The 26,273-nt window shown below is 41.6% G+C and carries 19 protein-coding genes; 8 read left to right on the forward strand and 11 right to left on the reverse strand.

All coding sequences use genetic code 11. The features are described from left to right. Window positions 1-18: 18 nt before the first annotated feature. Window positions 19-483, forward strand: a complete 465-nt coding sequence (locus J6836_RS06840) for a MarR family winged helix-turn-helix transcriptional regulator (protein ID WP_219247921.1) — start codon at window positions 19-21, stop codon at window positions 481-483. Window positions 484-501: 18 nt separating this feature from the next. Here the strand turns inward: J6836_RS06840 and J6836_RS06845 are convergent, their stop codons facing one another. Both J6836_RS06845 and J6836_RS06850 read right to left on the reverse strand, forming a co-directional pair. Beyond that, window positions 502-1,044 carry a hypothetical protein gene (locus J6836_RS06845; RefSeq protein ID WP_255586340.1) on the reverse strand — a complete coding sequence of 181 codons (543 nt, stop codon included), beginning with the start codon at window positions 1,042-1,044 and terminating at the stop codon, window positions 502-504. Window positions 1,045-1,116: 72 nt separating this feature from the next. Further along, window positions 1,117-1,518, reverse strand: coding sequence for a RidA family protein (locus tag J6836_RS06850; RefSeq protein WP_255586341.1), 402 nt, complete (start codon window positions 1,516-1,518; stop codon window positions 1,117-1,119). Window positions 1,519-1,627: 109 nt separating this feature from the next. Here J6836_RS06850 and J6836_RS06855 point away from each other — a divergent pair, with 109 nt between their 5' ends. Together J6836_RS06855 and J6836_RS06860 are read left to right on the forward strand one after the other, a co-directional pair. Next, complete coding sequence (locus tag J6836_RS06855; RefSeq protein ID WP_219247923.1) at window positions 1,628-1,975, forward strand: helix-turn-helix domain-containing protein; 348 nt, start codon at window positions 1,628-1,630, stop codon at window positions 1,973-1,975. Continuing rightward, window positions 1,972-3,279: a type II toxin-antitoxin system HipA family toxin gene (locus J6836_RS06860; protein ID WP_219247925.1), complete on the forward strand. Its 1,308-nt coding sequence runs from the start codon at window positions 1,972-1,974 to the stop codon at window positions 3,277-3,279. The genes J6836_RS06855 and J6836_RS06860 overlap by 4 nt, the downstream gene beginning before the upstream one ends. 110 nt (window positions 3,280-3,389) lie before the next feature. Here J6836_RS06860 and J6836_RS06865 read toward each other — a convergent pair whose 3' ends face one another. Together J6836_RS06865 and J6836_RS06870 are read right to left on the reverse strand one after the other, a co-directional pair. Then, complete coding sequence (locus tag J6836_RS06865; protein ID WP_219247927.1) at window positions 3,390-4,490, reverse strand: alkene reductase; 1,101 nt, start codon at window positions 4,488-4,490, stop codon at window positions 3,390-3,392. 53 nt (window positions 4,491-4,543) lie between these two features. Then, window positions 4,544-5,143, reverse strand: a complete 600-nt coding sequence (locus tag J6836_RS06870; protein WP_219247928.1) for a TetR/AcrR family transcriptional regulator — start codon at window positions 5,141-5,143, stop codon at window positions 4,544-4,546. Between the two features lie 124 nt (window positions 5,144-5,267). Between J6836_RS06870 and J6836_RS06875 the strand changes: the two genes are divergently transcribed. Beyond that, a complete protein-coding gene (locus J6836_RS06875) occupies window positions 5,268-6,395 on the forward strand; it encodes a DNA alkylation repair protein (RefSeq protein WP_219247931.1) in 1,128 nt (375 codons plus the stop codon). A 136-nt stretch (window positions 6,396-6,531) separates the two neighbouring features. Here the strand turns inward: J6836_RS06875 and J6836_RS06880 are convergent, their stop codons facing one another. Together J6836_RS06880 and J6836_RS06885 are read right to left on the reverse strand one after the other, a co-directional pair. Continuing rightward, the gene (locus J6836_RS06880) at window positions 6,532-7,062 is read right to left on the reverse strand and encodes a beta/gamma crystallin-related protein (RefSeq protein WP_219247933.1); all 531 of its coding nucleotides are present in this window, start codon (window positions 7,060-7,062) and stop codon (window positions 6,532-6,534) included. A gap of 111 nt (window positions 7,063-7,173) precedes the next feature. Beyond that, window positions 7,174-7,635: an Lrp/AsnC family transcriptional regulator gene (locus J6836_RS06885; protein WP_219247936.1), complete on the reverse strand. Its 462-nt coding sequence runs from the start codon at window positions 7,633-7,635 to the stop codon at window positions 7,174-7,176. Between the two features lie 261 nt (window positions 7,636-7,896). On the opposite strand from J6836_RS06885, the gene dpaL reads away from it, so the two are divergent. The 4 genes from dpaL to J6836_RS06905 all read left to right on the forward strand — a co-directional run bounded on the left by dpaL (window position 7,897) and on the right by J6836_RS06905 (window position 12,975). Beyond that, window positions 7,897-9,036 carry a diaminopropionate ammonia-lyase gene (gene dpaL / locus J6836_RS06890; RefSeq protein ID WP_255586400.1) on the forward strand — a complete coding sequence of 380 codons (1,140 nt, stop codon included), beginning with the start codon at window positions 7,897-7,899 and terminating at the stop codon, window positions 9,034-9,036. Window positions 9,037-9,139: 103 nt separating this feature from the next. Continuing rightward, window positions 9,140-10,528, forward strand: coding sequence for an alanine/glycine:cation symporter family protein (locus J6836_RS06895; protein ID WP_219247940.1), 1,389 nt, complete (start codon window positions 9,140-9,142; stop codon window positions 10,526-10,528). A gap of 31 nt (window positions 10,529-10,559) precedes the next feature. Then, window positions 10,560-11,810, forward strand: coding sequence for a M20 family metallo-hydrolase (locus J6836_RS06900; protein WP_219247942.1), 1,251 nt, complete (start codon window positions 10,560-10,562; stop codon window positions 11,808-11,810). Between the two features lies 1 nt (window position 11,811). Continuing rightward, entirely contained in the window at window positions 11,812-12,975 is a 1,164-nt protein-coding gene (locus J6836_RS06905; RefSeq protein ID WP_219247943.1) for a M20 aminoacylase family protein, read from the forward strand. A gap of 42 nt (window positions 12,976-13,017) precedes the next feature. Here J6836_RS06905 and J6836_RS23115 read toward each other — a convergent pair whose 3' ends face one another. From J6836_RS23115 to J6836_RS06930, 5 genes are read right to left on the reverse strand one after another with little or no spacing between them, the layout of a single operon-like run. Beyond that, complete coding sequence (locus J6836_RS23115) at window positions 13,018-15,873, reverse strand: RHS repeat-associated core domain-containing protein (RefSeq protein ID WP_219247946.1); 2,856 nt, start codon at window positions 15,871-15,873, stop codon at window positions 13,018-13,020. Window positions 15,874-15,882: 9 nt separating this feature from the next. Then, a complete protein-coding gene (locus J6836_RS06915; protein ID WP_219247948.1) occupies window positions 15,883-16,056 on the reverse strand; it encodes a hypothetical protein in 174 nt (57 codons plus the stop codon). 41 nt (window positions 16,057-16,097) lie between these two features. Continuing rightward, the gene (locus J6836_RS22710) at window positions 16,098-18,944 is read right to left on the reverse strand and encodes an RHS repeat-associated core domain-containing protein (RefSeq protein WP_255586342.1); all 2,847 of its coding nucleotides are present in this window, start codon (window positions 18,942-18,944) and stop codon (window positions 16,098-16,100) included. A 35-nt stretch (window positions 18,945-18,979) separates the two neighbouring features. Then, window positions 18,980-21,862 (reverse strand): RHS repeat-associated core domain-containing protein, encoded by a 2,883-nt coding sequence (locus tag J6836_RS06925; RefSeq protein ID WP_219247950.1) that lies wholly within the window; start codon window positions 21,860-21,862, stop codon window positions 18,980-18,982. A gap of 11 nt (window positions 21,863-21,873) precedes the next feature. Next, window positions 21,874-26,271: a SpvB/TcaC N-terminal domain-containing protein gene (locus tag J6836_RS06930; RefSeq protein WP_219247952.1), complete on the reverse strand. Its 4,398-nt coding sequence runs from the start codon at window positions 26,269-26,271 to the stop codon at window positions 21,874-21,876. Between the last annotated feature and the right edge of the window lie 2 nt (window positions 26,272-26,273).

Here is a 26,273-nt window from a genome sequence, read left to right on the forward strand (position 1 = left end):
TAAACACCAAGAAATAATATGCAAAATACACCTAATTTACGGCAAATAGATGAACTCCATAGCGCATTGCTGCGGATTGTTTTCCAATTTAATGATCCTAATCGCGATGACATTCTCATTAAAGCCGCAGGCATTAATTTAGATAAAGCATTGTTCCCTTTACTGATTGGCATAGACAGGTTTGGGCCTGTAGGCATTGTTGAGTTAGCCAATATGGTTGGGCGGGATTACACCACGGTCAGCCGCCAAGTGGGAAAATTAGTGGCATTACAACTGGTCATCCGCCAGCAAGATAGCCAAGATAAGCGCATTCATAACGCTCTGATAAGCCCTCAGGGAAAAGAGATGACCGCTAAAATTGACCAAACCCGCTACCAGTTTTATCAACAAATGTTTAATCTATGGAATGATGATGAGATTGGTGATTTTAAGCGGCTGATTGAGAAGTTTTCAACCGCCTTAACGCAATTTGAAACCCCTTAGTATCAGGGGCGTTGTTAATCAAACAGGCCTATCTATTTTATTTGCCGCTTTTTCTAATAGGTTATCTAAGCTGGAGTGCAGTAAACGGTTTTTCACCGCTTTACTTTCAACCTCCAGTTTAGACCCAATTTTTTTATCCATCGTATAGATATTCACTCTGCCTGCCACATGCTCATATAACAATAAGCCATCAACACCCTCACCTTGCTTATCATGAAACTCAGTTAGTACCGTTTGCATACGGGTTTTTGCTTGCTTATCGCCCTCCACGGCTTTGCGGAGGTCTTCCGTTAATAGCCCCACTGGTGCAGAGTAGACATAAAGTACTTCAACAGAATAGCTATCATCATTATTGTCACAAATAAAACATTGCCGATTTTGCTCGTCAGGAAGTGCGCTCATTTCCCGCAGCTCAATCAATAATTTTTGCCCATCGTTATACGGGGCTTGGGATATATCGAGAAACACTAAACGGTACGGACCGGGGTCACCCGCATGCGCACTTGTCATACTGCATAATGAGAGAAAGCCCGCTGTCATTAATGAAAGAATGCGTTTCATAAGCAACTCAATGAGAATAAATAGACCTTTACTGTACGAGGTTTTTTCAGCAAAAGAAAAGAGCGAATTGTCTTATTCATTAACTGTTTTTACAGCAATACATTTAATTTCCACAAGCAATCCTGGGTGGGCCAATTCAGAGACGCCAATACAGGTCCAAGCACACTCACCTCGGGGAAAAACAGCATCTTTGACGCGGCGAAAAATATCCATATGCTTTTTCATCTCCACATGAAAGGTTGTCATTTCAACGATATCGTGGAAAGTAAAGCCTGCCTCATTGAGAACTAGACGTAAATTTTCCCAACAGGCTTGAAATTGAGCTTCAGGATCGTCAATAACTTGTAAATCTGCGGTACGCCCCACTTGCCCTGCACAATATAGTGTATCGCCAACGAGTACCGCAGGGGCATAACCTGCTCGCTGGGCTAATTTTTCCATTGATTTAGGAATAATTTGTTTTCTTTTTGGCATTTTTTCGATTCTTTAAAGCTAATAGATAAAGGGTGAATTGTAACGTATACATTGCAAAATAGTCAAACAAACGCTATCTTGTAATACATACATTACATTCGAGGCTAATATGAAAATTTCAATGGCAATGTCTGACTTAGCAATCACACAAGAACTTTATAACCGCCTTGAATATTATAGACAATCAAGGGGCTTATCACAGGAAGAACTTGTTGAAAATTTAGGGATTAGCCGCCCGACCTATGCACGGATACAGAAAGGAACTTGCAGTCTTGGTACATTTATCAGTGTATTACGCGAACTTAATTTACTGGAAGGGTTCGATACCTTAGTGCCCCCACCGTCTTTGCGCCCTTCAGAAATCGTTAAACAACAAAATGTTAGACGTAACCAAATACAGACCAAGCTCTCCGTCAAAGAAATGTTAGCTAACCGAAAAAATAAAGGTTCAATATGATAGCCAAATCTTGCACCGTCTTTTTTGATAATATCCCAACTGGCTATTTAGCCTACACCGATGATAGCGGGTTTGCGACCTTCGAATACACCAAGGAGTGGCAAAAAGACGGTTTTAGTCTCTCCCCGCTTCACTTACCATTAAGTTCACAAACCTATACATTTCGCAGTTTGCCGGTTGATACCTATCGCGGCTTACCTGCTGTATTTGCAGATTCATTACCTGATGATTTTGGGAATGCTTTGATCAATGCATGGCTTGCACGCCAAGGTAAAGATAAATCACAATTTTTAGCTTTAGACCGATTACTCTATACCGGAACTCGGGGCATGGGCGCACTTGAGTACCAACCAACGAATTACCCAAATGCTGAAGAAAATGCCCCCATCTTGATTGAAGAATTGGTGAATATCGCCCAAAAAGTGCTGGATGCGCGAGATGATTTGCACTTGACCGATAGTGAAGAATCCTCGATGTCTAAGCTGTTGCAAATCGGTACTTCCGCAGGTGGTGCACGTGCTAAAGCCGTAGTCGCCGTCAATAAAGATCGAACAGAAATACGTTCAGGCCAAGTCACCGTCCCTGAAGGTTTTGAACATTACTTACTTAAATTTGATGGTGTGGTTGAACACCAAACCAATAAAGAAACCTTTGGTGACCCAAAAGGGTTTGGTGTCATGGAGTATGTTTATTACCTGATGGCCACGCAAGTGGGTATTGAAATGTCCGAATGTGAGTTATTACGAGAGTCACAAAGTGGTCGCGCCCATTTTATGACCAAACGCTTTGATCGTGTGGGCAACTTAAAATATCACGTGTTAAGTTTGTGCGGCTTGGCGCATGCTGATTTTCGCAAACCTGGCGCATTCAGTTACGAAGAGTTGCTGTTAACCGCACGGCAATTGGGTTTGTCGAATAAAGAGCAAGAGCAAATTTATCGCCGAATGGTGTTTAATATCATCGCCCGTAACCATGATGACCACACTAAAAATTGGTCCTTTATGGTAAATGACGAATATGAGTGGCAACTAGCGCCAGCTTATGACCTCGCATGGAGTTATAAAAAAGACTCAGAATGGGTACAGTCACACCAATTATCCTTAGCTGGTAAGCGTGATAATTTTACCCATGATGATTTGTTATCAATTACCGAGCAAATTACCCACCTTCGTCGTAATAAAGCGCAAAAGATTATTGATGAGACAATTGCGGTGGTTTCAACGTGGCGAGAACTTGCTGAACACCATGGTGTACCCGCTGCACTGCGGGAGAGTGTTTGGAGCACACTTCGGTTAAGTTGGTAACGTTTAAATTACAAAAGATAGAAAAAAGCAGAGAATTGTAATGTATACATTACAATATAGGCACAGTCAGTCTTTATTGTTTTCGATTGATTGTGCCTATTATTATATTGCTACTTCATAAAGGGATAATCAGTATAACCTTCAGCACCACCACCATAAAATGTTTCAGGTCGTTGAGGGTTCAGTAGCGCACCTTGCTGCAAACGGGCGACTAAATCAGGATTGGCTATAAAATCACGGCCAAAAGCCACTGCATCAATCAACCCTTTTTCGATTAAGTCTTCCGCTTTTTCAGGGGTATAAGCACCTGCACCAATAATCACACCGTCAAAACATTGGCGAACTTTCTGGCGAAATGCTTCGGTATAAGGCTCGCCACCAGCCCAATCAGGTTCAGAGAGATGCAAATAACCAATACCACGCTGGTTTAATGCATCAATGACATACAACGCATCCGCTTCTTCATCAGGCCCATTTCCTGTATTTTGGAAACTACCAATTGGCGATAAACGAATACCAATACGCTCGGGTGCCCATTGCGCGCACACCGCATCAATCACTTCTAACAGAAAACGTGCGCGATTTTCAATGCTACCACCATATTGGTCATCACGATGATTCGCATCAGGCGATAAAAATTGGTGCAACAAATACCCGTGAGCACCATGCAATTCCACCATATCAAAACCTGCTTGGCGTGCGTTTTCTACCGCTTGACGAAAATCATCAACAATTTTGGGGATCTCTTGCTGCCCCAATGCTCTTGGTGTGGTGGTATCCACCCGGATTGCTTGCCCATCATCGCCACGCAGTGATGTCCGTGTATTGGCGTTTAAAGCTGAAGGTGCAACAGGAGCCTGCCCCTCAGGCTGTAATGTTTCATGGGAAATTCGCCCGGTATGCCACAATTGAACGGCAATATGCCCACCCGCTTCATGTACTCCCGCGGTGATCTGTTTCCATGCGGCAATTTGCTCAGGGCTATGCAACCCCGGAGCTCCTGCATAGCCTTTGGCTTGCGCTGAAATTTGTGTCGCTTCAGAGATGATAAGCCCTGCACTCGCACGCTGACGATAATATTCCCCCATTAATGCAGTGGGAATATCACCCGGCTCAATGCTACGCAAACGAGTCAGTGGTGCCATGAATACTCTATTTTTTGCTGTAAAAGCACCGACTTTGAGCGGTGTGAATAATTTTTGTTGCGACATAATGGCTCCGTATTAGACCAGTCGACTATTAACTGAGTAAATAAAAACGCCAATTAATTATTTGGCGTACACAGTATATTTTTTACATGTTCCAAGGCTTTTTCCAATGGAACTGTGCTGCGTGTAATTTTTGATTGTAAATTTGCACCTAACCAAAGTGCATAGAAAACTTGAGCCTTCGATAAAGGATCACCCGTAAAATAAAGCGACTTTTCTTGACGACCTTTTTCTAAAGTATCCGCAAGCAAACCAATAATTTGCCGAACACCCTCATCCATCGCTTTGTTCATATCTTCAGATAAATCACACACTTCAGCAGACAACTTTACCGTGAGACAACCATTAGTTTGGCTGAGATGGCATACCTGTTGAAACATTTCACCATAATACGCTAAAAAGCGGTCACCATAGCTCCCCGCCCCTTGTTCAAAGTGCGTTGTTAGCCGTTGCAAGTAGTCAGCGTAATAACGCTCTAGCATCGCAACACCAAACGCTTCTTTGGAGCGAAAATAATGGTAAAACGACCCTTTAGGCACTTGTGCGGTTTTTAGTAGCTCACTAAGCCCCATCCCAGTAAAACCGAGATGCAGACAAAGGCGTTCACCGGTTGCTAAAAGATGTTCACGTGTATCGTGTTCAGCATGTTTGTTCATGAGGTTACTGTACTGGACTGATTGGTCTAGTACAAGTTTTTTCTTTCACGATTCAAAAATGGCATATTCTGCCAAAGTAATTTAAGGCAATATAACAACGTAAAATAGCGATAAAGGAATAAACATGGCGAGTGTAGCTGAAGAACAAAACGAAAAGGCATTTAAGCATCTTTTTAATGAAAAACTGTTGCAGCAACTTGCTGAACTCATTAGTCCTGAATATCCAGAATTTAACGCTAACGCATTGTATAATTTAACGCTTGAGTTTCCTCAACTTGAAATGAAAGCGCGTGTTCGTGCTATCCGAGATGTGTTAATAAAAGAACTACCCGCTGATTACCCTGCAGCACTTAAAATTATTGTTTCAGTGCTAAAACAAAATAAGTTACAAGGATTTGCCGTTTGGCCGCTCGCTGAATTTATTCAATCCCAAGGCCTAGCCCACCACAAAATCTCATTCGATGCCCTGAAATTGCTGACTACCTATTTTACGTCAGAATGGGCCATTCGCCCTTTTATCAAACAATACCCTGATGAAACTATGGTATTTTTAGCTAAGTGTGCCAGTGATGAGAATGTGCATGTACGCCGTTTTTCATCAGAAGGCTCTCGCCCCCGTCTGCCTTGGGGAGAACAATTACAGGTATTTATTCAAGACCCTATCGCAACTCGCCCTATTTTGGAGGCACTTAAGTTTGATGGTGAGCTATATGTCCGTAAAAGCGTGGCAAATCACCTTAATGATATTTCGAAAGACCACCCTGATTACGTGATACAATTACTCGCAAAATGGAAACAACAGGCGAATACACCGCAAGAACAGCAATACATCACGTGGATTATTAAGCAAGCGCTAAGAACATTAATTAAGCAAGGGGATCCCAACGCCTTAGCACTCATAGGTGTAGAGCATGAAGCAAAGGTTTCTATTGAGCAGTTTAGTGCCACTCCAAATATTACACTGGGGGAATATTTAACGCTTAACCTTTGCATACGTTCACACAGTGATAAACCGCAAAATTTGGTGATCGATTATATTATTGGTTTTATGAAAGCAAATGGGAAAATCACCCCCAAAGTATTTAAGCTACGCACTATGACATTAGGTGCCCATGAAGCCCTTACCCTAGAAAAGAAACATGCGGTTAAACCCATCACCACTCGGCAATACTATGCAGGAAAGCAGCAAATACAATTACAAATCAATGGAAAAATAATGGCTGAGCAGGATTGGCAATTAATTGTACCTTAGACGTCACCATTAATAGTCTGAGATAAAATCTGTTTGTTAATGGTGAAAGTGCAACCTTCCCCATGTTCATGCTGTGACTGCAGAGCATTAAGTCAGAAATAAGGTCGGGCTTTCCTGACCTTATTCACGAAAATAATTAACGACGCATAATTTTAATGGAACGTATTTTATCGCCATAACCTAACGCGTTATGTGCACCGCCAGATTCCGTGTGGTACTTTCCTGTGTAGTTAAATCCTTCATAAAAACGCACCGTCCAGCCATCAGGAATACTGAAAGAGGCGATTTTATCAGCAAAATTATAGCGGGATAAGTTAGGGGTATTTTCCTCAATTTCTAGATACTCCCCTTTTTGCCATGTTTTTGTGTAGACAACCATACTCTCTTCGATGTAATCGCCATTGAACGATATTTTACTGGTGCTGCATTTCGCATCTTTGGCTTTACAAAAAATACTCCCGTTTCCTTGGCCTAACTCACAGCGGCGAGAGACTTTTTGCCGTGCATTTTGCTCAGAAAAAGCGGCTTCTGCATAAAATTCAGAAAATGGGGATAATGCACAAATATGCACAACTTGAGTGTCATGACGTGAGGAATTACCGTGGTAATTGGACTTTGCGTAGCCAAAGCTGGTAAACAAAATCAGCAATAAAATACATTTTTTCATCGTAAAAGCATCTTTGGTAAATATTGAATTGCATCAAATTACGGTGAATAAGTTAAATTTTCCAGTGGAACACTCTGATAAACAGTGAGTTAGTAACTTTTACCTATAAAGTCAGTTCAGTATAACCGTCAGCTCTTGTTTGGCATTTTGCATAGACACAATCGTTCTAAAGCTCTGTATATTTTCAGAATTGAAAAAAAGCTCATGCGTTAGACGTTCATACTCTTCCATATCCGCGACATTAATAATTAATAAGAAATCAAAATCCCCTGTAACATAGTAAACTTGTTGAACTTGAGGGCAATTCGTAAAATTCTTTTTGAGCTTTTCTAACAAATCTAAACGCTCATTGATCAAGCTAACCTGAGTAATAATCGTAATAGGCCTGCCAACTTTATGGGCATTCACTACGGTCACACTATTTTTGATGACCCCAGCTTTTTCCATTGCAGCAATACGCCGATTAATCGCCGAGGCTGACAAACTAATTTCAGACGATAATTCCCGCTGCGAAATTCTATTATCTCTTTGTAATATAGTCAGAATTTTCTTATCAAATGCATCTAACTTCATTATTACATCCTTTTATTAGCAGAAAAAATGCAACATTGTTGCGTATTTTTTCAATATTAACGCTATTTTTGCATTTTTCCTGCAAAAAAAAGCCAATTATTAGCGCTGGTTATCAATATGATTAATTCATCATTAATTGGGATGGTCATGCTTATTGCCATGTAGCGATTATATTGTATTAATTAACAAGGATTTTTTATGTTAGAGAAAATTGCCTATCAATTTAATTTACAAAAAAAACCACGCCAACAAGCCGCGGATTTGTCGTTTTTAAATCAACTTGTCGGAGATGAAGTTAGGCATTTCCACAGTAAGTTTCACGATTACCAGCCAACACCACTTAGGGAATTATCCCACTTAAGCCACACACTTGGCTTAGGTGCTATCCATGTTAAAGATGAATCAAAGCGCTTTGGCTTAAATGCCTTCAAAGGGCTTGGTGGCTCTTATGCGATTGGTAAATTTTTAGCGAAAAAATTAAACCGAGATATCAATACATTAAGCTTTGAAATGCTGTCATCTCCTGCAATAAAAGCACAAATTGGTGATATCACTTTTGTGACTGCAACTGATGGCAACCATGGTCGTGGCGTTGCATGGGCCACCGAGCAGCTAGGAATGAAAGCAGTTGTTTATATGCCCAAGGGTTCATCAGAAATCCGCGCACAGAACATTCGCAATCACGGCGCTCAATGCACAATTACCGAATTAAACTATGACGACACTGTGCAACTAGCCAGCCAAATGGCGGTTCAGAACAACTGGATCTTACTACAAGATACCGCTTGGGATGGATATGAAGAAATTCCAACTTGGATCATGCAAGGGTATATGACACTTGCCTTGGAAGCGGTTGAACAATTAAAACAACCGCCAACACACCTCATTTTACAAGCAGGTGTAGGTTCATTCGCCGCAGCCATCATGGGTTATTTTGTTGGGTTAATGAAAGACAATCCGCCAGTTTTGATTGTTGTCGAGCCCCATAAAGCGAATTGCCTATACCAATCCGCCGTGGCTAACGACAGCTTGCCACATAGTGTCGGTGGTGCCATGAATACCGTAATGGCTGGCTTAGCATGTGGCGTACCAAATACTATCAGTTGGCCTGTGTTACGTGACTATAGTGATATTTTCATCTCCGCACATGACAGCCTTGCCGCAAACGGCGTTCGCATTGCAGCAGCTCCCCGTCCGGATACCGATACACCTTTTATTTCAGGGGAGTCAGGTGCTATTGGCCTCGGCCTTTTGTACGAACTCACCAAAAACCCAACCCATCATACTTTGTGCCAACAGCTCAAGCTTGATGACCACTCACGCATATTACTTATCAGCACTGAAGGAGATACTTCACCCGATATTTACGAAGACATCGTTTGGTTAGGCAGAAATGAATAATTAAAAAAACAGACCGTATTGCTGTTACCCATGACCCTACATCATTGGCGCAATGCGTCGAGGTAACAGCAATGCAGGGAATAAACACTGTAAGAGGCTCACCATGGAATTTTTACAATCAATAAATAATATCTTCTGGGGATGGCTCGTTGCCGGTTTGCTATTAGGCACAGGCATTTTTTTTGCTTTCCGATTTTCCTTTCCTCAAATCCGTTACTTTACTCAGCTATTTAATGTTTTTAAAAATAATAAGAAATCTACCAACGAAAAAGGCGTCTCTGGTTTTGGTGCGCTTTGTGCAGCCTTAAGCAGCCAAGTGGGTACAGGAAGTTTAGTCGGTGTTGCTACAGCGCTAGCATCTGGTGGGCCTGGGGCAATTTTTTGGATGTGGGTTACTGCTATCTTAGGCATGGGGATCAGCTTTAGCGAGGCAATTTTAGCTATATTGTTTCGCGAAAGTAATGGGGATGGAACCTATCGAGGCGGACCCGCTTACTATATTTCAAAAGGCCTAAACTGTAAGCCATTAGCGATTGCTTTCTCGATCAGTATGATCATCGGTATGGGCTTTTTCTACACCATGGTACAAGGTAATTCGGTTATCTTAGCCACAACAGGCGTTATTGATATCCACCCTGCTTTAATCGGCCTTATCTTAGTGCTGTTAGTCTCCATTATTATCTTTGGTGGTGTAAAACGGATCAGTGATTTTGCTTCGTTTTTTGTCCCATTTTTATCCATTGGTTATATCCTTTTATCACTTTTCATCATTGCACTGAATGTCACTGAGCTGCCCGCCATTCTCTCGCTCATTATCAAATCTGCATTTAATTTTGACTCCGCAGCAGGTGGCGCAGCAGGCTATACCATCTATATGGCCTTTCGTTATGGCGTTGCTCGCGGTTTATTCTCTAATGATGCAGGGAATGGGACAACACCGAGTATGCACGCCACCGCAACGGTAAACCACCCTGTGACGCAAGGTTTTACCGCAATGTTCGGTACCTTCTTTACGACAATTATCGTCTGTAGCTGTACCGCTTTTACCATTTTGTTAACTGGAGCCCTTGGCAGTGGTCACACAGGTGTTGAACTTACCCAGCATGCTTTCACATTGGGCGTTGGTGATTGGGGTAAACATGTCGTATTTGTCGCGATGGTGCTATTTGGCTTTAAATCCGTCATTGCCGACATCTACTATGGGGAAGTTAACCTGCGTTGGATTATTGATAATAAAATGATCACACAATTCTATCGCTTGCTGTGCTGTGCGTTAGTGGTGTTCTGCGGCATGATCCCAGTATCAACTATTTGGGAATTAGTGGATTTTGCGGCGGCCATGCTGATTATTTTCAACGTACCAGCACTCTTACTCCTTTCAAAATATGTCATTTTTGTCCTACGAGACTACATACAGCAAAAAAACAACGGTATCAGCGATCCGATGTGGGATTACGCAAGCGATGTTAAAACACGAATTAAAAATAAATAAGTAAAATAAAGATTAAAAACAAGGAACTAAAATGAAAAATAAACTCTACATCAACTCAGAGCGCCTAATGAGCTCTCTCTTTGAACTAGGAAAACTAGGGGCATTACCCGAAGGGGGATGCTGCCGTATCGCAGGTACACCACAAGATAAACTCGGTCGGGATTTCGTGGTTGCGAAAATGCAATCTTTGGGGCTAAAAATCCGAATAGATGAGATTGGTAATGTAACAGGCATTTATTCAGGTCTCCATGATTTACCCCCTGTCATGATGGGATCTCATATTGATACAGTTGGCACTGGTGGGTTATATGATGGTAATTATGGGGTCTTAGCTGGGCTTGAGGTGATTAATACACTAAAAGACGCCAATATTCAGCCATACCGCCCTGTTGCTGTAACTTTTTTCACAAATGAAGAAGGTGTACGTTTTCAACCCGATATGATGGGAAGTGTTGTTTTTGCTGAGCAATATCCATTGGATGATGCCCTAGCAGCAAAAGATCTTGATGGGATCTGCGTTGAACAAGCCTTAGTTGATATGGGATATAAAGGCGAAGCCAAAATTGGCAGCTTCCCTGTCGACAGCTATTTCGAACTGCATATCGAACAAGGCCCTATTTTAGATAAAGAAAATATTAACATTGGTATTGTTACAGGTGTTCAAGGTATTTCATGGACAGAATACACAATTGAAGGCGTTTCAAACCATGCGGGTACGACACCAATGTCGATGCGTCATGATGCAGGTCTAGTTGCATTTAAAATGGGCGCGTTTGTGAGGGAAATCACCCAAACATTAGGTGATAATCAAGTCGCAACGGCAGGTTTTATCTCTTTCAAACCTAATCTGATCAATGTGATCCCTAATCAAGCAATCCTCACTATCGATCTGCGTAACACTGACAATAATCAACTCAAAAAAGCGGAAAAAATGATGCAAGACTATGCGCAGAAAATTGCCGCAGAAGAAGGCGTCCTACTTAGCAGCCGAACATTAGCACGCTTTGACCCAGTTGTTTTCTCAGATACGATCATTGACGCAATTGAACAGGAAGTGAAACAGCAAAGCCTTAGTTACCGGAAAATGCCAAGTGGTGCGGGGCATGATGCCCAATTTATGGCAAGCATTTGCCCATCTGGCATGATTTTTGTCCCTTGTGCTGGAGGGATAAGCCATAACATCAATGAATTTAGTGAACCTGAAGATTTAGCCCGTGGAGCCAATATTCTTCTCAATGTTGTTTTGCCTAGAGCCCAACGCCCCCATTCAGAGGACAAATAAAATGGATAAAAATCAATTAAAACAGCAAATGATTAAATGGCGTCACCATTTACATCAGCACCCAGAAAGTGCATTTGAAGAAACGCATACCGCTGATTTTGTTGCTGAACAATTAACTCAAATGGGGTTAGAGGTTCATCGGAATATAGGCAAAACAGGCTTAGTCGCCCTATTAAAGTGCGGTGATGGCACGGACGTGATTGGCTTGCGTGCGGATATGGACTGCATCCAATTAACGGAAAAAACTGGTCTACCTTATGCCTCGCAAACCCTTAATAGAATGCATGCGTGCGGCCATGATGGGCACACTTCCGTCATGTTAGGCACTGCACGACTTTTAGCAGAACGAAAAGATTTTAATGGAACCGTCTGTTTTGTTTTCCAACCTGCGGAAGAACCTGGTTGGGGTGCAAAAGCTATGATTGATGACGGCGTAATTGAACGTTTTAACATCAAAGAAATTTACGGCATGCACAATATGCCGGGCATTCGAAAAGGCCAAATAGCGACCCGTGTTGGTGGCATAATGGGAAGTGAAGATAACTTTGTTATTCGTATCAAAGGCTTTGGTAGCCACGCATCCCGCCCTCATATGGGGAAAGATCCACTAGTCATCGCCGCCGAAATTATTCTTTGCTTACAAACTATCGTGTCACGCAATATTGACCCTAGCATCCCTATCGTGATTTCTTGCACAGAAATTCACACAGATGGTATTCGTAATGCTATCCCTACCCATGTTGAAATCAAGGGAGATACACGCAGTTATGACCCACAAGCTCAAAAGTTAATTGAAACTCGTATGCGTTCAATTTGCGAGCATATTTGTGCGATGAATGATGCTGAATGTGAGTTTGAATACACCCATGAATTTGCGCCAACAGTTAACTGGGCAGAATGTGTCGATGTTGCGATAGAAGCTGCAAATAATACAGTCGGTGCGCAAAATGTAGATAGCAATGTACAAGCCATGATGACCTCAGAGGATTTTGGTGCATTCTTACAAAAAATACCAGGCTGCTTCGTCTTTATTGGTAATGGAGATGAGGAAGACGGTGTTGGTCATATACCACTGCATAATGCTTTGTATAATTTTAATGATGACATTTTGCTTACTGGTGCCGAGTTTTTTTCTGAAATCATTCGATTAAAGCTCCCTAAATAAAAAAATGCCTCAATCTCTTATTAGAGATTGAGGCATAGATTTTCAGATAGAAGCCCGCCGAATTTTGGGTGTCTTATACCATGTCCTCCCATCCGCGTTAAGACCATAAGCCCAGCTCATCAATGGTGTTCTATGACCAAAAAAGCCAGACTGATAAATAAGTTTTCTAGCCCGTAAACGCTTATCAAATGGAGAGCTTGAACGGATCCAACTGACAAACATACCCGGCCCTGTACCATCAACTGTAATATTACGGCGGATATGAGGAATTGAGCGCTTCCCTTGCCACATAAGATATTTCCATGAAAAACTAGGATAATAATAGTTTTTCTTAGCCGTTAAAGTATCGAACTTACTTTGAGGATCAATACTGATAAAGGGCTCCACATTATTTTGCGAATAAATATGGCGAATATATCGCATCAAGCTATGTAAACTAAAAGCATTCCTATTCGCGACAACAACGGCATTCCCTAAAACTGTTTTACCCCTATAGTCCCGCCCTTGGTGGATTAAAAGATCTGGACGTTCATCTTGATTATCTAAAAGCGGTCTAATATTTCCAATTGGGCCGTCGACCATCACATCAATATCCATATACAAACCGCCAAAGCGCTTAAGTATTCCTATTCTCAACATGTCTGATGCTGCTGCATAATTTGCATACGCTGTATTTGTTGATTCCCGATTAATTGCCGCTTGATATTGGTAATCGAATGGGGCTGGTTTTCTAACATGAATAACATTAAATATCGCTTGGCTATAACCCCTCTCTATCAACGAGTTTTTCAATCTATTAGGGTTATCACTCCACAAATTAATTTTGTACTGAGGATTTTGATTTTTAAAAATCGCGATATTACTAATACCTTCGGTAGGAATATCTTTATTACCTAACCAAATATAATGTGCAATTTTAGGGTATTGCCCCTGCTCGTCATGGTAAGTCATCGGGTTATTGCGCACCATGCGGTATAAGTTGTTTCCATCAATCGCCCCCATAGGGTCGGCACTTAGCCAGCGCCCAATCCATGGCTGATAATAGCGACTACCATAATAATATAACCCGGTAATATCTCGTTCTTTACCCCCATAATGCCGAGTTTTATAACCCGCTGTTACCTCACTGTCCGCAAGCCAACTGGCAGTGCCACCAAACGGGTAATACTCTTCTTGGCTAACAATTCTGCCATTTCCATCAAGTTCTGTTCCCCGACTGCCAATTAATGATGTTAAAGTATAGCGCATGGCGTTATTGTTGATTTCTTTTGGCTCGGTTTCGTCCCTGTGGAACACTTGAAGCGCAATACCTACCAACTCATCAAGGGAAATAACCTGCAATTTCCCTTGGCGCGGATGGCGTCTTAACTCTAAATTGGCTAAATATGTGACGGATGATTTTTGTTCAGCACTCTCAGTCACTTTTAATATGCGCTGGCGTTGACTGTCATAACGATAATGTTCGTTTACCTTTGAACTCCTTACCGACCGTAGTTCTTGATAGGCTGTCCAATCGAGTGTTTGCCCTTGCAACAGCAACTTTTGCCCGCCCGCTGGGGTAAAGAACCTTTCAACTTGCTCTACGTTTTTCACCAAAGGGTCTAATACCCCATGATTACTGTGGTGGCTCACCGTAATATTCGTTGAGTAACACTGATTTGTTGCCGGTGCGCGATGGTGAATATGGGTTAAATTACCACTTTCATCGTAGTGATAGGTGCGAACATACCGCGTATAGGTGGCACTATCAAAGGTAGTGAACATGGAATTTAACGTATTTTTTGGATGTTGATTGGCCATTTCACGCCCCGAAGCACTGACCAACTGGTAAAGCGTGTCGTAATCAAAAACTTGCTTCGCCTCGATTTTTTGGTTTCGCCAAAAGCGAGTAGGTTCGGCGAAGTTATACAGGGATAACAAATTTCCCACGGGGTCATACTGGTAGTGCAAGTCTTGGATCAGTTTAAACCCTAATGTGTGTTCAGTAGGCCGTTCGGTTTTTACCCTAATTAACCGCTGCGTTTGCACTTCATATTCATAATGGCTGATCACCCCATTGCCAAATGTTTCTCGTGATTTTTGCCCCGTGGACAAATACACAATATCATCCAACACTTTCATTTCTCGTTCATTATTGACCTTCAACCAGCCAATTTTTATCTGCCCTGCGATATCATAAACAACGCGCTGTTGGTGGCCTTTTGCGTCAATGCTGACTAAATTCGCCCCCGTTGCATCAGTGGTTAATTGGTTGACATACGGCGTTAAAGCAAGCTGTTTGTCCCGTTCACTATTTTGCCAGTCAATGTCGAACTCGATATCATCGGCATACTGAATTAGACGTCGCGTTTGTGAAATGGAGTGCCCCAAAATGGACACTTGGTTTAGTTGTAACAACCCTGCTGTATCATAATGACGAATACATTGGCCGCATAAATTGGCATTTTGAAAACTCGGTGTTTTTGCTGCGTATTCAAAGTATTCTGTCGTACGAACTTTGCTATCTGCCGTTTTTTCCCAAACACGGATTAGCCGCCCTAAAGACCGCACTCCTTCATATTTATAGGTATGTTGTACATCATTGGCATCAATGCTAATCAATACACGCCCCTCTATATCATTGATAATAAGGGAATAACCGTTATCTACCCCTATTGTTAATAATGCTAATCCAGCGAGGTCAGATACAAAATAAAAATTAAATAATCCTTTTTTATATAAACGAGGGTCTGTCATGCTAACCAAGAATCCGCGGCTATCTACTTGTTGATAAGTTACCCTTTCATCAGTCAGTTCAGGCGTATCTGGGTGACGACAATATTCAATTTGACGAATATTTAAGCCTCGATTATCCATAACCGTTATTGAAGGGGTTTTTCTTGATGAAAACTCAACCATTTTTCCTCCTTAAAAACGCGATTTTTTAGACTCGTCATAGGGGACTACACTTAGCCAGCGCCCAGCCCAAGGTTGATAATAACGATAATGTTCATTTAGGTTTTCAGTTACTTCTCGGATAATATTCCCTCGGTTATCTACAACCTCAACCAGAGGCGTCAATGCAAATAAAGCTGGAGTCATGTTTTCTCCTTAGTATTAACATACTGTTTCATATTGCTTATTTAAACTTGTACGACTCGGGTAGATTTCGAATATAATTTTTTGGGCACTAAGATTTGAGGGCGGAAGAAAACCGAGATTAAATTATCAAATTTTTCATCTGAATCTGTTGAGAAAACAAGCTGCTGTGCTCTATGTGATAATATTTGTGATGATTTCATAATTCGTAATGCTAAGGCTTCTTTAAAATCATGGTATGAATAAAGCGTCTCTTTGGCATACTGCGCAACTTTTTCATGGCTTAATGATACCGCCGCAATTAAATCACCTGGAAATAGCTTTACCAACCTATTTTGCGCTGTCAGCCTTTCTTTAAAATGCATCGTGTCATTAATTGCCATATGACTATATTTCAAATACTTATAATTACTAACAGATTCCGTTGGGGTAATATGTTTGAAACTCCCAAAGCTACTATTTGTTTTCCCAGTTACGCCCTCCACACCTAAAGAAAAAAAAGCAAAATTGGTTGTTTGCAAACTCTCAATATCAAGGTCAGGAGTATTGATATGATCTTTTGTAATTCGTTTTTTGGTCAATAAGTCTTCCCTTGAGCGAAATACAGTATGGCTTCCCCAATTTGAAAGCTGTCTATCACTGAAGTGAATTAAATCAAATTTTAACGCCATGAAATTTTCAAAAAAATCCAGTGTCGGCCCGCTAAGTTCCCCCGTGTCATTGCGTAGATTTTCTAAGTTACTTTGTGTCATGGCATTAAACGTATTGAGATCTGTGAATGGTTTTTCCATGTTATAAAAATCAGACCAAAATAGTCCCCTTGACATCGTTTGATAGATACTATTGGCTGTTGCTTCAGCGCTTCTTTCGGTACGACGATGATAATATTCAACCATAGGGTTGCAAGGGGCCAATCCATTGTTATCTTTATATTTTAATGGATTATTTCTTGTCATTCGGAACAAATTTGAACCATCAACCGTTCCACCAGGGTCTGCACTTAACCAACGTCCACACCATGGTTGATAATAACGATAACCGTAATAATAAAGCCCCGTTGCATCACGTTCTTTACCTGAATAACGGTGTGTTTTATCACTTCCTTCTAGCCTACAGCGTACTGTCCATATTGCTGTTCCACCATAGGGATAATATTCTTCATAACTCATCAATTTCCCTGATTGGTCAAGCTCTAAATCACCACTTCCCGCTAAAGAGTTAGTACGATAACGTATTGAATTTTTGATTTTTTGTAGTGACCCTCCACATAATTTGTGCGAAATTCTAATAGATACACCTGCCGCGTCCTGTGCAACAATAACATGTTGTTGTTCTGGTTTTTTTCCGTGAATTTGCTTATATCGCAGCTCTAAACCGTCTAAATAATAGCTTTGGTGAATATTTGATTGCTGTTGACTGACTTTCAAAACACGTTGGTTATCTGCATCATAACGATAATGCTCATTAACCTCTGTACCATAAACTTGCCGTAATTCTTGGCGAGGCGTCCATTCAAGACGCTGCCCCTGTAATAACTGTGTTTGCTGCCCGCTCGGTGTGAAAAAATGATCAACTTGGTGCTCATCAAGTGTTATTGAGTCAAGTACAGCGCGGTTACTGCGCGCACTTACCGTCATTGATAGAGTATAGTGTTGGTTTGTGGCAGGGCTTCGGTGGTGGATCTGCGTTAAATTACCACTGCGGTCATACTGATAGGTGCGAAAATATTGAGTAGCCGTCACATTATCGAATGAACAATGCACTGACGCTAGGGTGTTTTTCGCGACATTATTCGCCATCTCGCGGCCAGACGCACTGACCAATTGATATAAAGTGTCATAGGCAAAGCATTGATCTGGTTTTATTTTTTGATTGCGCCAAAAACGAATGGGCTCAGCATCATTATAAATACAAACAATATTACCCACAGGGTCATATTGGTAACGCAAATCTTGTAGGCGTTTAAAACCATGAGAATGAGTCGCTGGTCGCGTTGTTCGATTACGGATCAAGCGCTGAGTCTGGGGTTCATACTCATACCATGAAACCACTCCATTCCCCAGAACTTCTCGCTCAACATACCCGCCTGCCGTGTAATCGATAGATTGAACTAGAGTTTGTTCAGTCTCTTCAAAGACCGTGAGCCACTGACTTATACACTGCCCAGCAATATCATACGCTAAGCGCTGTTGATGGCCTTTCGCATCCAGCGCCAGCAATATAGAACCTGTCGCATCGCATTTTTTCTGATTAACAAACTTTGCTTGAGCAAGTGCATTATCCATTTCATCCTGTTGCCAATTTATTATTACTTCAGCATTTTCGGCATCTTGAATAAAGCGCCGTGCAGTCGAAAGAGGCATTCCAGTGAGAGAAACTTGGTTCAACTGCAACAGTCCTGCCGTGTCGTAATGGGAAATACAATGTCCCGCTAAATTGCTTGCTTGCTCCACGGGTGAATGTCCTGCATAAACAAAATAATCGCTCACAGTAGTGACAACGTCACGTTCTAGGCGACGAATTAATCTCCCTAAAGTCGTTTTTTCTTCGTAATCACACATCCGCCAAATATGATTAGCATCAATACTCACTAACAAACGCCCCTCAATATCATTAAGCAACCGCACCGCACCATTATCAACACCACTAGAACAAACTAATTCGCCTAATAAATCATAGTGATAATTGAAGTTAGCTTGTGTTTGAATCGGTAAACGCGGGTCTGAACTTTTGTGCAGATGTCCTTTTATATTAAACTGCTGGTATGAAATTCGTTCATCAGTAATATCCTGTGCATTAGGATGTCGGTAATATTCGAACGTTCGTATATTTAGTCCTCTATTATCAAAAACACTTATTGTTGGCGTTCTTGTTGATAATGAAAAAGCCATATTCCCCCTTATTCCACAAAGAAATTAATAGACTTCTAACATGTCCCCATCAGTTCAGGCTTATGCTTAATTGTTCTTATTGTGGTATTTTTTGATTTTAATTCTCTCGGAACAAGAAGCTGGGGGCGAAACAGTAATGACATTAACGTATCAAACTCTTGATTACTCTGAGTATTGATTATTCGATTGTATCCCCCCTGAGAAATTAGCCTTGCAGAATTAAGCATTCTTAACGCTATCGCTTCTTTAAAATTGCTGTAGGCATATACTGTTTCGCTTGCTTCTCCTGCAATGACTTCCTCCTTAAGGAGATTGCCATCATCACGACCAAATAAGCGCCCTAATCGTGCCGAGAATTGCCGAGTGCTGCAGCGTAACGTGTCATTAATCGAAACATGTGAATACGGTATGTATCGTTCGTTTTCAACGCTGTTCAACGGAGTGCTATATAATTTATCGCCAAATCGGCTAATATTTTTTCCTTCAGCCCCTTCAATGCCAAGTGAAAAAAAAGCAAATTCCTTTGTTTGTAAATTCATTTCATCTGAATAGCTAGTATGATCATGCGCATAATCAATTATGTCTGTACTTCTTAACTTAACGCGTGATTTAAATGTGACTTCACTATTGACCCTAAAATCCGTTTTTGACGCATGAAGTAATGTAAAATTCAATTTGGTAAATCGTTCAACAAAACTTAATTCCATCTCATTCAATGGTGAAGTAACTTTGCGTAAGTACTCAATATTTGTGCGCGTGACTCGATCAAAGCTCGCTTTATCATGAAAACGGTTGTTCCAATAACGGCCATTGGCCATGAAAATGTAGCTATAATCTGCATTTTCAGCTGCTTTTCTTTCTTCTCTTCTTCGAGATATCGCACTAACCCAATGAAGAGGGTTTAATAAATGGAACGGAAATAAACCATCAGGATCAATATAATTAATCGGATTATTGCGGGACATTCGGTAAAAGTTAAGCCCATCCGCCGTTCCCGCTGGATCAGCGCTTAACCAACGTCCTGCCCAAGGTTGGTAATAGCGGTAACCGTAATAATACAACCCTGTCGCATCACGCTCTTTCCCTGAATAACGCCGTGTTTTGTAATCAGCCTCTACTTGATTACGTGCCAACCAAACAGCCGTACCACCATAGGGGTAAAACTCTTCTTGCGTGAGAATATGCCCCTCTTCATCTAATTCTAAACCACCATTACCCGCTAAAAAATCAAAATGAAAGCGCCATAAATTATTCTTGATACCTTCAGGAATACAGCTCTCCCAGTGTAAGACTGTGACTTGCGTATTACCGTTTTCTCCCACACTAACGACTTGTAAGCATTCTTTTGTAATACCATTCCTTTGGATACTTTTTATATCCAATCCAGTTAAATACCGTGTTTGTTTACAACAATGGGCTTGGTGACTAATTTTGAAAACACGTTGACTTGCACTGTCATAGCGGTAGTGTTCATACAAACTTGAACTAGAAACATATTGTAGCTCTTGGCGAGGTGTCCAATGGAGATGCTGTCCTTGCAGAAGCTGCTTTTGCTGCCCCCCTAAGGTAAAAAAATCATCGGTTTGGCTCGGTTCTATGGTTAATGGTGCAATAACCGCACGGTTACTTTTTTGACTTACCGTCATTTGTGTTACGTAGCTTTGATTTGTGGCAGGTGAACGGTGATGAATTCGAGTTAAATTACCGCCACGATCATAAACATAGCGCCGAATGTATTGGGTATAAGTTGCATTATCAAAAGGGACATAGTTTGCTATTTGATGATCCTGTTGACCAATATTCGCCATTTCTCTCCCTGTTGCACTAACCAGTTGATATAATGAGTCATATTGATATCGCTGTTCCGGAATGATTTTCTGATTGCGCCAAAAATATGTTTTTTCTGCTTCATTACGCATACTCACCCTATTTCCCACTGGGTCATATTCATAATAGACATCTTGAAAAAGTTTGAAGCCTAACGGATGGGTGTTGGGCCGCTGGGTTTTAACACGCAGTAAACGCTGCGTTTGTGGCTCATATTCATAATATGTCAATACGCCATTACCATGCTCTTCCTGCTGTTTTTGGCTAGTTGCCAAGTATTCAATCGATTTAATTGCCGGTTGCTCTTTTTGACCATTGATAGTTAACCAATGCTGTTTAAGCTGCCCCGTAATATTGTATGCATAGCGCTGCTGGTGGCCTTTCCCATCAATAGACTGCAACGGACTCCCTGTTGCATCAACCTGTATTTGATGATGATACTCTTCTGTTTCAAGCTTTTCTTTTTGTTCATAATTCTCCCAATTTGCAAGGGTTTCTTTTTCTTCAATTTGCTGGATAAACTGGCGAGTTGTTAAAAGTGGTTTTCCTTGAAGGGAAACCTGACTTAGGATCAATAATCCTGCAGGATCATAGTGATGCACACAAGCTCCTGCTAAATTAGCTTGCTGTTCAGTTGTAGAAAAGCCTGCGTAGATAAAGTACTCACTGGTATATGGAATGCCATTCTTTGTTTTTTCCATGATACTGACAGGGCGACCCAACGTCGTGTTTGCCTCATATTGACATGTACGGCGTGTTTCATTTGCATCAATACTGAATAATAGACGCCCCTCAATATCGTTTAATGCAACACTGATACCGACATCTACCCCATGAGTGCGAAGAGTTTCCCCATTTAAATTATAGAGGCAATCCATATTGCTTATCTTACTCAACGCGAGTCGGGGATCCGCTAAACTGACTAAATACCCTTGTATGTTTAATTCCTGTAATGTGGCTCGTTCGTCAAGTTCATCAGGTAGATCAGGTTCCCGATAGTACTGTAAATGGCGAATAACCAACCCTCGATTATCCACAACTTGTATTGTTGGTGTACCTGCATGAAAGGACAGGTTTACGCTTGTTTTCATCGCTTCCCCGCTTAGCCTTCTAACGTGTCATTTTCATCTTCTTCAACCGTAAACCATGGGAAAATTTGCGTACGTCGTAAATAATTTTTAGCCGTCAGCACTTGGCTGGCTCTTCCCAAAGGGTCGTAATAGACGGTATCGGCATACAGATCACTACGACTACTAGCGTCGCTGACATAACGCCAGTCATTAAGGAAATAAGGTTGATAAGTTCTGACAGCAAGGCCTTTGTTGTTGTATTCCGTTTTTCCTGTTACCGCCCAGCGAGTTGGTGTAAAACGCTCGATTAATTTCCCCTGAGAGTCACAATCTAGAGCGCCTAAATGATTACGCACATAGGCATTTCCAGCTTCATGGCGTACAGCAGTTTGTAATTCACGCCCAAACCCGTCAAAAAAGACAACTTGTTGGCGCAGCTGTTGTTCAGGATCATTATCATAACGGTCAGTCGTAATCGTACAGAAATGAGGGGGGATGCGAGTACCTGTAGTCAAAGGCGTAAACGTGCTTTGCTTTAAAGCGCAATACTTTCTCAACCGACGCAATGCTAAAACACCTATTTTTTTCGCAATTGATATTTTAAATTCTGGGGGTAGACCATGTGTTTTATCAATCTGATACATCCAACTATCGTCTTGGTAAACAATTGCTTGGGAAACAGGAGTGCCTTTCGGTAAGCTTAGAATGTCTTCAACCGTTAATGGTGCCTTAAACGGTTTATCTGAAGGAGGGCTGTAGCCACAAGGTAAGCCATTTTCTGTTCCCCAAAAACGCGTAGAAGTGACTCGCCCTAGAGCATCCAATGCAACATAGCTCTGGTTACTATTGATATCTTGAATTTGAATTGGCGACATAAACCGATAATCATACTGTGCATATGTTGTCATACCCGCAGCATCTTCCGTCGCAATGATCACGCAGTAATGTTGGCTCCAACGATAATGTGTTTTGCCTGTCAACAACGTGCTTCGAGTGGCCAATGGCCGCCAAAATTCCTTTGCATCCCCATAATCGGTATACCCTTGACGAGCGCACCAAACCAATTCAGTAGAATTGCCTAATAATTGTGGTTTTTGTACATAGCCACCCTTATGTAGATATTGAATAAGCTCCTCTTTGCCAATATGTCCATCAAATGCTTTTAATGCATGCTCATCTAATACCGCAGTTTCAGTGTAAGCCACGAGAACAGGAAAAACAGGCTCAACAAATTCTTGTTTACCATCGGTATAAACAATTCGTTGTTGGCCCAAATATGCTGAAGAATGATGTTTTCCAAGTAGACCATTGTCAGCGATTAGCGTTTCTAGCGTAATGCCTTCTTTTGGTACTTCGGTTGCATCAAACTCAAATGCATCGCTACGTTGACAATCCACAATGCCTAAAACATAGGTATCTGAGGAGATTAATTGATGCCATCGTGATTGTTTTATGACTAAACGTAAAATAGCTTGTTGTTCATCATAGCTGCTCCCCACTGTTGTTGTGGGGAGTGTTGTCGGATATGGGTCATTTATTGGTTTTGGCCTACGAGGATAGGCAATTGTGATGTCTTTAAGGGGTGAGCCAAATAAGTCTTGTTCGACAATAATCGATTGGGCACATTGTGGGTCAGAAGTCATCCGTTCGTAAGTATAGGTTCTTTCTTCTATTTGCGAAACTTGAGTGACATATTGGGATGATGTGGTGGGAATTAAACGCGATTGTAATCGAAATTCAGCGATATTGTAGGGAATATCTTGTTTTTCGCTACCATCCAAACCAAACACTTCTGTACGAAGTGGCATCCCTTTCAAGCTTCGGGAAAGCCAATATTCGCTCCCATTAGGGTAAGCATCTAGCAATATATCTTTATCATCGACCCATTGCGTATAACGTGGGTATAAATGGCCAAATGCGTGGGGATCCCCTTTCCAGAAATACGAGTATTGTTGTTGATCAACGACTTTTTTTCCCGTTAGAAACCAACTTTTTGTCAGTATTGGCGCTGTACGCTCAGGTGCATTACCTTGGGCGCGTTCATCAGTATCAAGGGTTTCTAAATAACCAAAACCTCGAAACTCACGCTCAACACGGTCCCAAACCCCTTGCTCATAACGTACACTACTGATCAGGCTGTTTTGTGTGATTTCATCTACACTTTGCGTCTGCCATAAAATATGAATAGGAAATGGAAGATGTGATGTTACAGGTAAATTCATTTGCCGTAGCTTGGCTTTTTCATCAAGCCAAAATTGTGCTGAACTTCGATATCTTAGGGTAGTTTCAGCGCCCATATTGTTATTGATTGTGTTTAATAGCCACGCTTTTTCTGAAGCAAAATCCAATTTCCAGTGGTAAGGAGCTTGATGAGGAACCGTTAAGATTAAGCTAACGACCCCCATGCCAGTCACATCAGCGGCTTGCAACATGCACGTATTATCAAATTGCACGCCATTTGGTAGCGCGAGCGTATAAGGTTCGCTAAAGCGATTACCACCTTCATTGCAATAAACTAAAATTTGAGTCGGTTGTACATAAATCAAATCCACATAACCAGAACCATCGATATCAACAAGATAGATAAAATTCGGGTTAAATTCAGCTTTTGGCATATGAAAGCCATTGAGCTTGCGAGGCGAGCTAAACTGCCCATAACCTAAGTTAGCCCAACAAGTGACTCCTTCTGCATTAATGGCAACCAAATGTTGTTGTCCCGACCCTAAAAGATCGCTAAATCCGACTAATGTTTCTGTATTGGCAATGGGTAAAATAATGCCCGCGGGTTGTATTGTGAGTTCACCAGCCGCAAATCCCCCGCGTGTATTGGGATAAATACGCACACTTTTAGGACCAATTAAAACAAGATCGGTAATACCATCACCTGTTAAATCAATTAGTTGTGAGTTAGCATGAAAGTATTCTGTCGGAAATGCAGATATTGGAATAAATTGAGTCCAATGACCATCAGGTTTTTGGCTGTAATAACCTTCAAGACCAGGTTGAGCAACCACCCAATCTAATTGACCATCCCCCGTGAAATCCATCAAGACAGCATTTTGTTTTAACGATGGTGTTTGTACTAATGCTGTGGGTTCTGTATAACTCACTGCATTTTCCCCAGTGATAGCGTCCCGTTCAGGAGAGCGATACCACCAAGCTTCAAGCGTTTGGTATAAAATACCTGAAATTCCCTCGCCAAGTAAATCAACTAGCTGATAAGGCTGCTGTGAATTGAAATAACGTAATGCCGTAAATTCTGTCCATTTATCGGCTTTAGGGGGCTCTTGATGTTGATAATCAAACTCTAATGGTGCCCTCGTAATAATTGTCCCGTCGATTTCATGCCCGATTTGTTTTACAGCCACCAGCGTGGCGAATGTTGGTTGTAAATCATATTCAAATACCACACGGGCGACTAATTCAGGCGGTTGTTCAGAAGCAGTGGCCCCTGATAACAAATCGACCCGATGAAACATAAAGACTTGGTGGCAAAGTCGACGAGTCCTTATTTCAAAGCCATATTCAAACCGTGAAAAACAATCAGGCCGACAAAACCAAAGTGATTGCTCATGATAATCTGGCTTATCCGTAGCAATGATACTGCGCTCACCATAATCAAAGACCGCATGAAACAGCCAACTATTGGCTTGAATAGGAGCATCTCTCAGAATAAACGGCGTTTTATCGACTTGAATGTTGCCATAAGACACTTGCCACAAGTAACGTTGTGCACCGATAGCCCCAGGGGCCCGCACCTGCTCTTGTTCATCACAATTAGCGAGGTTTTCGGTTTTATATTGATAATAAACATGTTCCCCAGTAGGCGTAATTGTTTCCTCAATAAGCCATTGTGCAATCTGATTCGTATTTTCAGAAGAGTGAATACGCGCCTGTTTCGTCTTACCGAGAAAATGAATATTTCCATCGGGTGTATAAACAACCCAGAATGGTTTTTCATCGACTTCACGACTCGGTTGCCAATATTCTAAGCGGCTATTATCTTCAATCACTCTCGGTTGATAGGTGGTGACTAAATGTGTTGATGATAGAGGCACGCCTTGTAATTCTGTGCGCCGTTGTATATCGGCAGCCCCCAATGTGTTGAGCGCTATCACCAGTAATTCACCTGATGGAGACAAAAATTGGTCTTTACCTGCATAACGGGGAACACCGTGTTGTGTTCTGAGGCTAATAGTGAACAACCCCACTTGCCAGCCTAAGCCAAAGGCACCATTTCCTGCGCCGCTACTGTAGGACAATGATATAGAAGGTGAATAGGTACGCCCCGAAGATAAAGGAAGTGGAATTGACATTGATGACATGCCACTTGGCCCCGCATTGGCAATATTTTCCCCCATACCTTGACTGCTTCCACCCCCTTTCGGAAGTGATAATGGCGCGATATTAACACCAGATTGTTTTTCCATAG

The organism is Providencia sp. R33, assembly GCF_019343475.1.
Taxonomy (GTDB): Bacteria; Pseudomonadota; Gammaproteobacteria; order Enterobacterales; family Enterobacteriaceae; genus Providencia.

Bases quoted from the DNA above. Each gene is read 5' to 3' on its own strand.
- J6836_RS06885 (WP_219247936.1), bottom strand. From the start codon at position 7,635: ATGAAGTTAGATGCATTTGATAAGAAAATTCTGACTATATTACAAAGA.
- J6836_RS06925 (WP_219247950.1), bottom strand. From the start codon at position 21,862: ATGAAAACAAGCGTAAACCTGTCCTTTCATGCAGGTACACCAACAATA.
- J6836_RS06860 (WP_219247925.1), top strand. From the start codon at position 1,972: ATGATAGCCAAATCTTGCACCGTCTTTTTTGATAATATCCCAACTGGC.
- J6836_RS22710 (WP_255586342.1), bottom strand. From the start codon at position 18,944: ATGGCTTTTTCATTATCAACAAGAACGCCAACAATAAGTGTTTTTGAT.
- J6836_RS06915 (WP_219247948.1), bottom strand. From the start codon at position 16,056: ATGACTCCAGCTTTATTTGCATTGACGCCTCTGGTTGAGGTTGTAGAT.
- J6836_RS23115 (WP_219247946.1), bottom strand. From the start codon at position 15,873: ATGGTTGAGTTTTCATCAAGAAAAACCCCTTCAATAACGGTTATGGAT.
- J6836_RS06900 (WP_219247942.1), top strand. From the start codon at position 10,560: ATGAAAAATAAACTCTACATCAACTCAGAGCGCCTAATGAGCTCTCTC.
- J6836_RS06930 (WP_219247952.1), bottom strand. From the start codon at position 26,271: ATGGAAAAACAATCTGGTGTTAATATCGCGCCATTATCACTTCCGAAA.
- J6836_RS06905 (WP_219247943.1), top strand. From the start codon at position 11,812: ATGGATAAAAATCAATTAAAACAGCAAATGATTAAATGGCGTCACCAT.
- J6836_RS06870 (WP_219247928.1), bottom strand. From the start codon at position 5,143: ATGAACAAACATGCTGAACACGATACACGTGAACATCTTTTAGCAACC.
- J6836_RS06855 (WP_219247923.1), top strand. From the start codon at position 1,628: ATGAAAATTTCAATGGCAATGTCTGACTTAGCAATCACACAAGAACTT.
- J6836_RS06865 (WP_219247927.1), bottom strand. From the start codon at position 4,490: ATGTCGCAACAAAAATTATTCACACCGCTCAAAGTCGGTGCTTTTACA.
- J6836_RS06895 (WP_219247940.1), top strand. From the start codon at position 9,140: ATGGAATTTTTACAATCAATAAATAATATCTTCTGGGGATGGCTCGTT.
- J6836_RS06845 (WP_255586340.1), bottom strand. From the start codon at position 1,044: ATGAAACGCATTCTTTCATTAATGACAGCGGGCTTTCTCTCATTATGC.
- J6836_RS06880 (WP_219247933.1), bottom strand. From the start codon at position 7,062: ATGAAAAAATGTATTTTATTGCTGATTTTGTTTACCAGCTTTGGCTAC.
- J6836_RS06840 (WP_219247921.1), top strand. From the start codon at position 19: ATGCAAAATACACCTAATTTACGGCAAATAGATGAACTCCATAGCGCA.
- J6836_RS06850 (WP_255586341.1), bottom strand. From the start codon at position 1,518: ATGCCAAAAAGAAAACAAATTATTCCTAAATCAATGGAAAAATTAGCC.
- J6836_RS06875 (WP_219247931.1), top strand. From the start codon at position 5,268: ATGGCGAGTGTAGCTGAAGAACAAAACGAAAAGGCATTTAAGCATCTT.